Origin of the sequence: Lentzea sp. NPDC059081, assembly GCF_042738015.1 — a bacterium.
In the GTDB taxonomy this organism is placed as follows: Bacteria; Actinomycetota; Actinomycetes; order Mycobacteriales; family Pseudonocardiaceae; genus Lentzea.
This window is the reverse complement of the sequence record NZ_JBHYGW010000004.1, coordinates 337828-350381: the sequence shown is the minus strand read 5'-3', so window position 1 is coordinate 350381 and position 12554 is coordinate 337828. Positions and strand designations below refer to the sequence as shown.

The following is a 12554-nucleotide window of genomic DNA, read 5'->3' as shown; positions in this document are numbered from 1 at the left end:
CTCGCTCACCGCAGCTTCGAGGGCCACCAGATCCGGCCGCCGATGTCGACCGACAGCGCCGGCACGAGCAACGACCGCACCAGCAGCGTGTCCAGCAGCACGCCGAACGCCACGATGAACGCGATCTGGGTGAGGAACAGGATCGGCAGCACCGCGAGCGCCGCGAACGTCGCCGCCAGCACCACGCCGGCCGACGTGATCACGCCACCGGTGAGGCTGAGCCCGCGGATGGTGCCGTCGACCGTGCCCAGCTCACGGGTCTCCTCGCGGACCCGGGTCATCAGGAAGATGTTGTAGTCGATGCCCAGTGCCACCAGGAAGACGAACCCGAACAGCGGCACCACCGGGTCCGCGCCGGGGAAGTCGAAGACGTGGTTGAACACCAGCGCCGACACGCCCATGGTGGCCGCGAACGACAGCACCACGGTCGCGATCAGCAGCAACGGCGCCAGCAACGACCGCAGCAGCAGCGCGAGCACGAGGAAGATCACGACCAGCACGATCGGGATGATCAGCAACCGGTCGTGCTCGGACGTGGTCCTGGTGTCGAGCAGCGTCGCCGTCTGCCCGCCGACCTTCGTGCCGTCGATGCCGTCCACCGCCGCACGCAGGCGCTCGACCGTCGCGACGGCGGCGTCGGAGTCGGGCGCGTCCTTCAGCGTCGCCTCGATCCGCACCAGTCCTTCGGCGGTGCCGCTGGGCCGCACGTCCGCGACACCGTCCACCTTGGACTTCTCGAGCACCTCGGCGGTCCTGCCCTCGGCGGCGATGATGACGGTCGGCGACCCGGTGCCGCCGGGGAAGTGCCGGGACAGCACCTCCTGGCCGGCGACGGACTCGACCTCGGTGAGGAACACGTCGGACTGCGCGGTGCCGGACGCCTTGAGCTGCGGCAGGAACGCGGCGCCGACGAGCAGCACGAGCGTCGTGACGACCCAGATCTTGCGGGGCTGGTTGCGCACGAACGTCGCGACCCGGCCCCAGAGCCCCTTGGTCTCCGGGTGCGGGGAGCCGAACTTCGGCGAGAACGGCCAGAACGCGCCGCGTCCCAGCAGCGCCAGTGTGGCGGGCAGGAACGTCATGGTGGTGAGCAGGGCGGCGCCGATGCCGATGGCCGCGACGGGCCCGAGTCCCTTGTTGGAGTCGAGGTCGCTGAACAGCAGGCACAGCACACCGAGGATGACGGTGCCGGCGGACGCCGCGATGGGTTCGACGGTGCCGCGCCAGGCCGTGCGGATGGCGGCGAACCGGTCCTGCGTGTCGCGCAGCTCCTCGCGGAACCGGGATACGAGCAGCAACGCGTAGTCGGTCGCCGCGCCGAACACGAGGATCGAGAGGATGCCCTGGCTTTGGCCGTTGAGCGCCAGCACGTCGTTCTTCGCGAGCAGGTAGACGACGAAGCTGGCGAGGCCGAGCGCGAACACCGCGGACACCAGCACCACGACCGGCAGCAGCGGGCTCCGGTAGACCACGAGCAGGATCAGGGCGACGACCGCGCCCGCGACGATCAGCAGCAGCCCGTCGATCCCGCCGAACGCCTCGACGAGGTCGGCGACCTGCGCCGCCGGACCCGTGACCAGCACGGTCAGGCCCTGCGGGGCGCCCCTGGTGCCGTCGCGGAGCTCGAAGACGGAGTCCTTGACGTCCTTCGCCGGGTCGAGCAGGACGACGACCTGCGCGGCCTGGTTGTCGTTCGGCGCGGGGATGACCGGGGACGCCTGGAAGCCCTCGACCTCGCCGGCCAGGTACTTCTTGTCCTCGTCGGTCAGCCCGCCCTGCCGTTCGACGACGATGATCGCCGGGATGGCGTTCTCGCGCTGGAACTTCTTCTGCAGCTCGGCGACCTGGGTGGACTCGGCGGAGTTGGGCAGGAACGCGCTGCTGTCGTTCTCGGCGACCTCGGACAGCTTGCCCGCGTACGGCCCGGTGAAGCCGCCCAGGGCCAACCAGACGACGAGCAGGACCCCGGCAAGCACACGCATCAGTGATTCCTTCGATCGTCGAATCTTTCGATGGCCGAACTGTATGCTGGCATCGTGAGCGACGCAACCGACTACGACCTGAGCATGTTGCTGCGCGGGTTGGTGATGGAGTCGAACCGGTTCCTGGAGATCTTCAGCGCGGCGCACGCACTGCACCCGACCGACATGACAGCGCTGAACCTGATCATGACCACACCGATGACGCCGGGCTCGCTCGCCAAGGCCCTGAACCTCAGCGCGTCCGCCACGACGTCCGTACTGGACCGCCTGGAGAGGGCCGGCCACGTGGTCCGCGAACGCGATCCCGAGGACCGGCGCCGCGTCGAGCTGCGCGTGCTCACCGACGCCCAGGTGCTGGCTGCGGAGTTCTTCGCCCCGCTGGCACGCGGTTATGCCCAGGCCTGGGGCCGGATGAGCGCGGAGGAACGCCAGGTCGTCGCCCGGTTCCTGGTCGCGACGATCGAGGCGACGGCGCAGGTGCGGTCGTCGGTCAGCTGAGCCGGTGCGGTGGCAGTTCGCGGCCGCAGACGAGGAGCAGCAGGTCCTGGGCGAGCCCGCGGACCGGCGTGCCCTCCCCGAACGTCCAGTCCAGGTCCGTGGCTTCGAGCCGCTTGCCCGCGAGGTCGGCGCCGAAGTACTTGACCGCGCCGGGCGTCATGCCGTCGAACACCAGCTTCAGGCGGTCGTGCGGCACCCGGCGGTCCAGTCCGAGCGCGACGGTGATGTCGAGCCCGTGGATGACGTCGTGCGACAACGCCCCCACCGCGCCGCCGCCGGGTGGTGTCCACGGGTGGTCGGCGTTGGCCTTGAGGATCTGTACGAGGTCGCCGGTGGACAGTGCCTTGGCGTCCTTGCGCGCCATGCGGTCGGAGGCGTGGTTGAACCGGCCGGCCGACCGCAGCATCTCCAGCACCACCCGTGTGCCCTTGGAGTGGAACGGCAGCGTCGTGTGGGCGACGACGTGCTTGACCGTCCACCCCGCACACAGGCTGGGCGCGTCCCACTGGTGCGGCGTGAGGCTTTCGAGCAGTTCTGCTTGGTCTCGTCGTTCGGCTTCGATCGCCGCGCGGATGTCCGTCATGCCCTGTGTACGGAGCGGCCCGCGAAAACTCATCGGCCCGCGTAGGGTCGTCGGCGTGATCGAGGCGCTGGAGCCGTTCAGGGTGGAGCTGACCGGCTACTGCTACCGCATGCTCGGCTCCGGCTTCGAGGCCGAGGACGCCGCGCAGGAAACACTGGTGCGCGCCTGGAAGTCGTACTCGTCGTTCGACGCCTCCCGCGCCTCGCTGCGCACCTGGCTCTACCGCATCGCCACGAACATCTGCATCGACATGCTGCGCAGCACCCAACGCCGAGCCCTGGCCGTGGACCTGGGCCCGTCCGGCGGCGAGATAGGCACACCTCTGCACGAACGCGTCTTCGTGCACCCCGCCCCCGACGCCCTGGTGCTGCCCGAGGACAGAGCCGTGCTGCGCGAGTCCGTCCGCCTCGCCTTCCTGGCCGCCCTGCAACTCCTGCCACCACGCCAACGCGCCGTGCTGATCCTGCGAGACGTGCTGGCGTGGCAGGCTTCCGAGGTGGCCGCACTGCTGTCCGTCTCGGTGGCCGCGGTGAACAGCGCCCTGCAACGAGCCCGCGCCACCCTGGACGTCGCCGACCCCGGCACACCGCTGGACCCGTCGGACCCGGTGCAGACATCACTGCTGACCCGCTACTGCGAGGCGTTCGACCGGCACGACGTGGAGACTCTCGTGTCGCTGCTGCACGAGGACGCGACGACGTCCATGCCTCCTTTCGCCTGGTGGCTGCGCGGCCGTCCCGCCATTTCGGTCGCTCTCCGCGACCCCGCGGCGTCCTGCGCCGGCGCGTGGCTGGTGCCGGTCGCCGCCAACGCCTCGCCCGCCTACTGGCAGATGCGGCCGGGTCTGGCGGATCCGTTCGCCCTGGTGTTGATCGACACGCGTGACGGGCTGGTGACGGGGGTGACCACGTTCCTGGACGTTCCGGCGCTGCTGCCGTTGTTCGGGGCCCCTGCCGTTCGGCGGTGAGCCTGTCCGAGCGGTGCGGCCGGTCGCTCGGGATTTCCACTGTGTCGGATTTCAAGATCTCAAGTTGTCCACAGGGTTGCGGATCGCTGACCTGCGGGTTCTTCGTTTTCGGTAACCTGTGGACAGACGGGGAACCGAAATCGCGATTTCTTCGTTCCGCAAGGCAAGGAAACGCGGGGGCCGGATCGCTCGGGTTCGGCCGGGGCTGTGGGGCTGTGGAGAGACCGGCTGGGCAGTCCGTCGGGATGTGGGCCGGGGGTCGGAGCTGCTCGGAACGCGGGCCGGGATGTCGCGGAGCCGGCCCGTCGCGACGGGCCGATTCGCGACGACGCCGAGCCCCGATACACGCCGAGCACCCTGACGGTGCACTCCGCGATTCCGGACAGGTCGAGCACCTGACCGTGCGGGCGCGCAGGTGGCGACTCCGGCAGCGTGATCCGGCGTGCCAGGCACACGCCCAGGCCGCACTGGGCCCACGCGGTGCGGCGCTGGGCCCACGCGGTGCGGCGGCGCCAGGCACACGCCTCGCAAAGGGGATCCCCCAGTACCTGTACCACCAGGATCTCCCAGCCGCCCGAAACGCCTGCCACTCTTGCCAAGTCGGTTCCCAGCCGCACCGAGGACACACGACGGATCCGCGGAAGGCACGCACCACGCCCACCGAGAACCCGGTTCCACACACTCTCGACAAGGCGCCGACCAATCCCGACGAATCCCACGGAAACGCGCCGCGGCGTCGCCCGTCGAGCCGCAAACGCGGCCTGACCCGTTGAGCCGCAGTTTCGGCCTGCCCGTCGAGCCGCAGCCGCGGCGTCACCCGGTGAGCCGCGCCCTCGGCTCGACCCGTTGCGCCGCAACCGAAGCGCGCCCGTGCCAGCACACGCCTCCACCGCAGAAGGAACAACCCACCCATGGCGGACACCAGTTTCACCACCCACGCCGGCCTCTTCGACCTGACCGGAAAACACGCACTCGTCACCGGCGGCACCAGGGGCATCGGGATGATGATCGCGCGCGGCCTCCTCCAGGCAGGCGCCCGCGTCGTCGTCAGCTCGCGCAACACCGACGCGTGCGCGGAGGCCGAGCGCGCGCTGTCCGAGTTCGGCGACGTGCGCGCGATCCCCGCCGACCTGTCCGAAATCGACGAGTGCCGGCGCCTCGCGGATCTCGTCGTGGCCGACTCGGGGCGTCTGGACATCCTCGTCAACAACGCGGGCGCGATGTGGCGCGAGCCGTTGGAGACGTTCCCGGCCGGGGCCTGGGACGAGGTGGTCGACATCAACCTCAAGTCGCCGTTCTGGCTGGTGCAGGCGCTGCTCCCGGCACTGCGCGAGGCCGGCACCGCCGACGACCCCGCGCGCGTGGTCAACATCGGCAGCATCGCCGCCATCCACGTGGCCGACTCACCCAACTACTCCTACGCGGCCAGCAAGGCGGCGCTCCACCAGCTCACCAGGGTGCTCGCCAGGGAGCTGGGGCCGCAGCACGTCACGGTGAACGCGGTGGCGCCGGGCCCGTTCCCGTCGCACATGATGGCGTCCACGCTCGAGGCCGTCGGCGACAAGATCGCCGCGAAGGCACCGCTGCGCCGGCTCGGCCGCGACGACGACATGGCCGGCACCGCCGTCTTCCTCGCCAGCCGGGCCGGTGCCTACCTCACCGGCGCCGTCATCCCCGTCGACGGCGGCATCGCCACGACCGCGTCGGGGACCTAGGAACGCACGGTCACCCGAGCTCTACCAGCGAGAACCCCGGCCGGACGACCCGACCGCGAACGAGGCCGAAACAACACCGGCGAGCAGCAGGGGTACCAGCAGGACCTCCCTCGATCCGCGACCGGCGCCTACGGTGGAGGAGTGGTCGAGATCGATCTGCGCACCGAGATCAAGGAGTTCCTGAGCTCGCGTCGCGCGCGGCTCACGCCCGAGCGGGCCGGGCTGCCCGCGTACGGCGGCAACCGCCGGGTCAAGGGCCTGCGCCGCGAAGAGGTGGCTCTGCTGGCGGGCGTGTCGGTCGACTACTACGTGCGCATGGAGCGCGGCAGCCTGACCGGCGCGTCCGACGGGGTGCTCGACGCGGTGGCCTCCGCCCTGCAGCTCGACGAGGCCGAGCGCGACCACCTGTTCCACCTCGCGCGCCAGTCCCGGTCGCCCGGCGGTCCGCGCCGCCGGCGACCCGCGGCGACGGTGCGTCCGGCGCTCCAGCAGGTGCTCGATGCCATCACCGACGCGCCGGCCTGGATCTGCAACGGCCGTTACGACGTCCTGGCGACGAACCATCTCGCCCGCGCGCTGTACTCACCGGTGCTGGCCGACCCGCGACGGCCGCCGAACACCGCCCGGTTCGTGTATCTGGACGAGGACGCGGCGAAAGCGTTCTTCGTCGACTACGACCGGATCGTCCGGGACGTGGCCGCGAAACTGCGCATGGAGGCCGGGCGCGACCCGCACGACGAGGAGCTGATCGCCCTGGTCGGTGAGCTGGCGACGAACAGCGAGCTGTTCCGGCAGCGGTGGGCGTCCCAGGACGTCCGGCTCCACCGGTCAGGACGCAAACGCCTGCACCACCCCGTGGTGGGCCGGCTCGACCTGGACGTCGAGGCCATGGAACTGACGGCCGACGCCGGTCTGCTCCTCACCGTCTACACCGCGCCCGCCGGCACGCCCACCGCGGACGGTCTGGCCCTGCTCGCGTCGTGGGCGGCGGCCCAGGAGACGCCGGCGACCGGAATCCAGGCACCCGGCTGACGCCCGGAAAGCCCGGCCAGCGGATCTCGGCTTGGCTAGGCTGAGCCGCATGATCCGGATCGTGCCGTCGGACGAGGTGCCCTGGGAGGACGTCGAGGCGATCTTCGACGGCTCCGAGCCCGGCAAGTGCCACTGCCAGCGGTACAAGGTCGAGGGCTGGATCTGGCGCGACTCGACGCAGGACCAGCGCTACGCCGCGCACGAGGAGCAGTCCGCGCGGGGCAGCGGCCTGGTCGCCTACGTGGACGACGAGCCGGCGGGCTGGGTGGCGGTCGAGCCGCGCACCCACTACGCCAAGCTGCTCACGATGCCCATTCCCTGGAAGGGCCGCACCGAGGACAGGCACGACGACGGCGTGTGGTCCGTGACGTGCTTCGTGGTGCGCAAGGGTTTTCGCCGCCAGGGCCTTACCTACGAGCTGGCCGTCGCCACCGTGGAGCATGCGCGCAAGAACGGTGCGCGCGCTGTGGAGGCGTACCCGATGCTCGCCGCACCGGGCCAGAACGTCACGTGGGGCGAGATGCACGTCGGCGCCCGGCAGGTGTTCGAGGAGGCAGGGTTCACGGAGGTCACGCACCCGACCAAGCGGCGTTTCGTGATGAGGGTGGACTTCTGATGGACTTCGACGAGATCGTCATCCGGACCGAGCGGCTCGACTTCCCCGCACTGGCCGCGGGCGACGGGCCGATCATCGTGTGCTGGCACGGTTTCCCCGACCACCCGGCATCGTTCGGGCCGCTCGCCGAACGCCTCGTCGCCGCCGGCCGCCGGGTCGTCGCGCCGTTCCTGCGCGGGCACCATCCGTCCACTGTGGACCAGCTGCCGTTCGGCGACGGCCTCACCCTCGCCGCCGATGCCGCGGCGGTGAACGCGGCGCTGTCGGACGAGCCGGTCGACGTGTTCGGGCACGACATCGGCGCGGGTGTGGCCGGGCGGCTCGCGGCGATCAGGCCGGACCTCGTGCGGCGGGTCGTCACGGCGTCCGTGCCGCCGCCGGCCGCGTTGCGCACGATCTTCGACGATCCCGCGCAGCAGCAACGGTTCTTCTACCTGTTCCTGTTCCAGGTGCCGGGTGTGGGCGAGGCGCTGCTGAACGACACGTTGATCGGCTACCTGTGGCGCACGTGGTCGCCAGGGCTCGAGGTGCCCGCGCACGTGCGGGAGATGTACGCGGATCCGGCGATCAGGGCCAACGCGCTGAAGCTGTACCGGGCGAACTTCGACCGGTCGCTGCACGACCCGGCGCTCGCCGAGCTCGGGCAGGTGTCCGAGAAGCCGGCGGAGGTGCCGATGCTGGTGCTCGCGGGTGCCGACGACGGGTGCATCACGCCCGACAAGTACGCCGACGCCGCCACGGGCCTCGCCGCCGGTTCGCGGGTCGAGGTCGTGGCGGGCGCCGGGCACTTCCTGCAGCTAGACCGCCCCGACGAGGTCGCGGCGCTGACGCTGGACTGGCTTCGCTGACCTGCGGATCCGGCCCCACGGCTTGAACACCGAGAGGACGTAGGCGACCAGCAGCAGCGTCGGCGCGACGACGACCGGCCCCATCAGGTTGCCGGGGAGCACCGCGGCCGGATCTCCCGCCGTCATCCGCTCGCCGATCCGCGCCGCCTCGGCCATGCCCGGCCGCAGCGCGAACACGATCAGCAGCGACATGCCGACGTTCACCACCAGCTTGACCGCGACCCACCAGTACCTCACGAGCCCGTACTTGCTCCCGACGCCGAGCACGACACCGGAGATCATGCAGATGACGCTGGCGCCGAACATCGGCCAGATCGCGAAGATGTCGACCGCCTGGATCGCCACACCGGCGGTGTTGACGTCCGAAGTGGACAGTGCGACGACGACCAGGATGCCCAGCGCCAGGTCGATGCCGAGCCACGCCGCCGCCGACAGGACGTGCACGAGCAGGACGGCCTTGCGGGCACGGCCGCTGAGCTTGCGGGTGGTAGTCATCGCGTTGCGCTCCTTCTCTCGTGGTGTCGCGTCCTACTCTCGCGACCACGAGCGCGCGCATCATCCGCTCACGTTCTGATCTCGCGTACGTCAGATTGCGTAGGTGGATTGCTCAGGCGGATTGCGTGGGGAGTCACCCTCCGGGCGTGACGATCCCTTGCTCGTACGCGAACACCACGGCGTGTGTGCGATCGCGCAACCCAAGCTTCGCCAACACACGCGAGACGTGCGTCTTCACCGTGGTTTCCCCTAGGTACAACGCGGCGGCGATCTCCGCGTTGGACGCGCCTTTCGCCAGCTCCACCAGCACCTCGAACTCGCGGTCGGTGAGCTCGGGCGGCCGCGTGCGTTCCCGCGCACCGGCCGTGCTGAACCGCGCGATCACCCGCCGCGTCACCTCGGGCGATAGCAGCGCGTCGCCTCGTGCGACCACTCGCACCGACTCGACGAGGTCCTCGGGCGAGGCGTTCTTCAGCAGGAACCCGCTCGCCCCCGCCTGCAACGCCTCGAACAGGTAGTCCTCGCGGTCGAACGTCGTCAGGATGACCACGCGCGTGCCGTGACCTGCGGAAAGGATCCGCCGCGTGGCTTCGAGGCCGTCCATCCGCGGCATCTGCACGTCCATCAGCACGACGTCCGGCCGCAGCGACGCGACCAGGTCGACGGCTTCGGCACCGTCGCCCGCCTCACCGACGACCTCGATGCCCGGCTCCGTGCCGAGGATGACCCGGAAGCCGGCGCGGACCAGGTCCTGGTCGTCGGCCAGCACGACTCGCAGACTCACGCACTCTCCTCCGTCGGCAACGACGCACGGACCAGATAGCCCGCATCACGCCGTGGCCCCGCCTCCAGCGAACCACCGTGCACGGCCAGACGTTCGCGCATACCGACAAGCCCAAATCCAGAACCGTTGGACGCCGAGTGCCCACGCCCGTCGTCGGCGACTTCGACCTCCAACGCGCTGTCCAGGAAACGCATCCGCACGTCCACATGCCGCGCATCGGCGTGTTTGACGACGTTCGTGAGTGCTTCCTGCACGACCCGATAAGCAGACAACGCAACCGCCGACGGCACGTCACGTGGCGACCCGTAGACGCCGTGCGACACCTCCAACCCGGCAGCGCGCGCGTTGTCGAGCAACTCAGGCAAGTCATCGAGCCCAGGAGCAGCCCTGGAGTCGGTCTCGGCATCAGCCCGGAGCACCCCGAGCAACCCACGCAACTCGTTGATCGCCGTCCGCGCCGTCTGCTCAACCGTCTGCAACGCATCGCGCGCCATGCCGGCATCGGAGTCGAGAACACGCCGCGCCGCACCGGCCTGGATGCCCATCACCGACACATGGTGCGCCACCACGTCGTGCAAATCCCGCGCGATGCGCATGCGCTCAGCCGCGATAGCGCCCCTCGTGTTCTGCTCCTGCGAACGCCGCAACTCCTCGGCCTTGAACTCGAGCTGCGCCTGCCGCCGCGCCGCCGTCCACGCCATCTCGCCCACCACGTAGGCGAAGAGGAAGAAGAAGATGTTGAACTCGAGTCCGTAAAGGACGTTGGCGAGCATCGGGTCCATGGGCCCCGCGGCGTTCTTGAACTGCACCTCGGGCCCGATGATCGCGCGCACGAGGTGGAACCCGAGCCACAGGAACATCCAGACGATCACCCCGATCCGGGACCAGCGCGCCCGGACGCGGTTCTGCTCCCACGCGCCGACGGTGAAGATCGCGAGGAACAGGACACCGGACGGCACGAGGTTGTCGCCGGTCTGCCGCCACTGCGCGCCGATGAACAGCACCGAGACCACGATCATGACGGCCACCGGATACCGCCGGCGCACGACGAGCGGCACCGCCAGCGCCAGCACCCAGGCGAGCTGCTCGCGCAGGCTGGGCGCCCGCCCGAAGGTGAAGGCGCCCATGCTGTTGATCAGCACGGTGATCTCGACCGCGCACAGCAGCACGATGCCGGCGACGACGACGTCCCGCCGCCGCTGGGCGGCTGTGGGGCCGGGCCGCCGCCACTCGTTCCACACGGGCTCCTGCACGCGGTCACGGTACCTGGCGGCGGTGTGCGCCGTGATCAACTCAGCCCGAGGTGGTGGGGTGGCTCGCGTCCGGGCTGCGGGAGGTGGGGGCTGGGTGCCGGCCGCTCACGCGGAGCAGCCAGCCGCGAGTCTCGGGAGGTGGCCAACCGGGGTTTGCGCAGTGGCGACGCGCAGCGCGCGGCGGGCGGGGCGGGGCGCAGCGCGGCGGCCGGGGCACGGCCAGCCAGCGACGCGACGCGCGGCGGGGGCGCGGTGGGCGAGCGACGCGGGGCGCGGCAGGGCGAGCGACGCGTGGCATGGCGTGGCGTGGCGTGGCAGAGCAGGGCGTGGCAGGGCGGGGCGCGGCAGGGCGGGGCGCGGTGGGCGAATGACGCGGGGCGCGGCGGAGGCGCGGGCGAACCATTCAGGATGAGCGGCCCGGAAAGGCCACCGGAGTCTCCGTGGACGAGGGGCGGCCGTGGTGTCCTGGGTGAGCAACCGAGGCAGGCGGCCGGCTGCTTCGCGTGGACGGCCAGAGCAAGCGGCTGACTGCTTCGCGTGGCAGCCAGAGCAAGTGACTGACGGCTTCGCGTGGGCAGAGCCAGCAGGCGGCTGAAGCGTCCAAGCCACGCGGGCCTCAAGCCGCCGAAACGGCCAACCCGGACGCTCGGCTGCCAACCAAACCACCCCGAACGAGCCCCAAAAGCCGCCCCGGACGAACCCCGAAAAAGCTACCGAGCCATCTGCCCAGCGCGACCCCCACTGCTCCCCCGCGCGATTCCTCCTGACGCAACGCGCGAACCCCGTTTTTGGTTCCCGCTCTGTCCACAGGCTACCGGAATCCAGATAACCGCAGGTCAACACCAAACCAGCCTGTGGACAACTCGCGATCAAGAAACCAGGAGAACCCGAAAACGAAAAATCAGAGCTGGTTCACACGAACCAGATTCCCGGCCGGATCCCGGAACGCGCAGTCCCGCACCCCCCAAGGCTGGTCCTCCGGCTCCTGCAGCACCTCACCGAACCCGGTCGACTCCACCCAGGATCGCGCCCGGTCGAACGTGCCCTGCAGGTCCTTCGTGGCGAGCGACAACGCGGTGTAGACGCCCTTCGCCATCAGCACGGCGATCGTGCGGCGTTCCTCGTCGCTCACACCGGGGTCGGCGGCCGGGGGGTGCAGGACGATGCCCGTGTCCGGCTGGTCGGGCGGGCCGACGGTGATCCAGCGCATGGTGCCCTGGCCCACGTCCTGGCGGACCTCGAAGCCGAGGGCGTCGCGGAAGAAGCCGAGGGACTTCTCGGGGTCGTCTGCGGGGAGGAAGGCCGCGGCGATGATGACTGACATGGCGGTCAACCTAATCGGAGTGGCCGGGTGCCGCTTCTCGATTCCTGATCGGCCTCATCACGGCCTTGGCCATGCAGTTCGGGATGCCCTGGCCGTCCAGCGAGGCGGCCTTGCGGTACTGGCTGGGCGACATGCCGACCAGTTCGGAGAAGCGGGTGCTGAAGGTGCCGAGCGAGGTGCAGCCGACCTCGAAGCACACGTCGGTCACGGACAGGTCGCCTCGTCGGAGCAGCGTCATGGCGCGTTCGATGCGGCGGGTCATCAGGTAGCTGTACGGGGACTCGCCGAAGGCGGCGCGGAAGGCTCGGGACAGGTGGCCGGCGGACAGGTGGACGCCGCGGGCCAGGGCGGCCACGTCCAGGGGCTCGCGGTACTCGCGGTCGATCCGGTCGCGGACCTTGCGGAGCAGGACGAGCTCCTGCAGGCGCGGGTCTGGGGCGGTCACGAGAGACAGCCT

General features: G+C 70.4%; 13 protein-coding genes. 6 read left to right on the top strand and 7 right to left on the bottom strand.

Annotated features, from left to right (window positions below):
- Window positions 1-5: 5 nt before the first annotated feature.
- On the bottom strand, window positions 6-1982 hold the full coding sequence (locus ACFWV3_RS12135) for an MMPL family transporter (RefSeq protein ID WP_382411114.1): 1977 nt from the start codon (window positions 1980-1982) through the stop codon (window positions 6-8).
- 54 nt (window positions 1983-2036) lie between these two features.
- Between ACFWV3_RS12135 and ACFWV3_RS12130 the strand changes: the two genes are divergently transcribed.
- Entirely contained in the window at window positions 2037-2480 is a 444-nt protein-coding gene (locus tag ACFWV3_RS12130) for a MarR family winged helix-turn-helix transcriptional regulator (protein WP_382411112.1), read from the top strand.
- On the opposite strand, the gene ACFWV3_RS12125 is transcribed toward ACFWV3_RS12130, so the two are convergent.
- On the bottom strand, window positions 2473-3063 hold the full coding sequence (locus ACFWV3_RS12125; RefSeq protein WP_382411110.1) for a maleylpyruvate isomerase family mycothiol-dependent enzyme: 591 nt from the start codon (window positions 3061-3063) through the stop codon (window positions 2473-2475). The genes ACFWV3_RS12130 and ACFWV3_RS12125 overlap by 8 nt on opposite strands.
- 55 nt (window positions 3064-3118) lie before the next feature.
- Between ACFWV3_RS12125 and ACFWV3_RS12120 the strand changes: the two genes are divergently transcribed.
- The 5 genes from ACFWV3_RS12120 to ACFWV3_RS12100 all read left to right on the top strand — a co-directional run bounded on the left by ACFWV3_RS12120 (window position 3119) and on the right by ACFWV3_RS12100 (window position 8241).
- Window positions 3119-4030: an RNA polymerase subunit sigma-70 gene (locus ACFWV3_RS12120; protein ID WP_382411108.1), complete on the top strand. Its 912-nt coding sequence runs from the start codon at window positions 3119-3121 to the stop codon at window positions 4028-4030.
- Between the two features lie 911 nt (window positions 4031-4941).
- A complete protein-coding gene (locus ACFWV3_RS12115) occupies window positions 4942-5745 on the top strand; it encodes an SDR family oxidoreductase (RefSeq protein ID WP_382411106.1) in 804 nt (267 codons plus the stop codon).
- 141 nt (window positions 5746-5886) lie between these two features.
- On the top strand, window positions 5887-6777 hold the full coding sequence (locus ACFWV3_RS12110) for a helix-turn-helix transcriptional regulator (protein WP_382411104.1): 891 nt from the start codon (window positions 5887-5889) through the stop codon (window positions 6775-6777).
- A gap of 49 nt (window positions 6778-6826) precedes the next feature.
- Entirely contained in the window at window positions 6827-7393 is a 567-nt protein-coding gene (locus ACFWV3_RS12105) for a GNAT family N-acetyltransferase (RefSeq protein ID WP_382411102.1), read from the top strand.
- On the top strand, window positions 7393-8241 hold the full coding sequence (locus ACFWV3_RS12100) for an alpha/beta fold hydrolase (protein WP_382411100.1): 849 nt from the start codon (window positions 7393-7395) through the stop codon (window positions 8239-8241). Before ACFWV3_RS12105 ends, ACFWV3_RS12100 begins: the two co-directional genes overlap by 1 nt.
- Here ACFWV3_RS12100 and ACFWV3_RS12095 read toward each other — a convergent pair.
- From ACFWV3_RS12095 to ACFWV3_RS12075, 5 genes are all read right to left on the bottom strand, one after another.
- Window positions 8191-8736, bottom strand: coding sequence for a hypothetical protein (locus ACFWV3_RS12095; RefSeq protein WP_382411098.1), 546 nt, complete (start codon window positions 8734-8736; stop codon window positions 8191-8193). The genes ACFWV3_RS12100 and ACFWV3_RS12095 overlap by 51 nt on opposite strands.
- A 133-nt stretch (window positions 8737-8869) precedes the next feature.
- A complete protein-coding gene (locus tag ACFWV3_RS12090; protein WP_382411096.1) occupies window positions 8870-9520 on the bottom strand; it encodes a response regulator in 651 nt (216 codons plus the stop codon).
- Window positions 9517-10689 (bottom strand): sensor histidine kinase, encoded by a 1173-nt coding sequence (locus ACFWV3_RS12085; RefSeq protein ID WP_382411094.1) that lies wholly within the window; start codon window positions 10687-10689, stop codon window positions 9517-9519. Before ACFWV3_RS12085 ends, ACFWV3_RS12090 begins: the two co-directional genes overlap by 4 nt.
- 985 nt (window positions 10690-11674) lie before the next feature.
- On the bottom strand, window positions 11675-12097 hold the full coding sequence (locus ACFWV3_RS12080) for a VOC family protein (protein WP_382411092.1): 423 nt from the start codon (window positions 12095-12097) through the stop codon (window positions 11675-11677).
- 10 nt (window positions 12098-12107) lie between these two features.
- On the bottom strand, window positions 12108-12542 hold the full coding sequence (locus tag ACFWV3_RS12075) for a helix-turn-helix transcriptional regulator (RefSeq protein WP_382411090.1): 435 nt from the start codon (window positions 12540-12542) through the stop codon (window positions 12108-12110).
- Window positions 12543-12554: the final 12 nt, after the last annotated feature.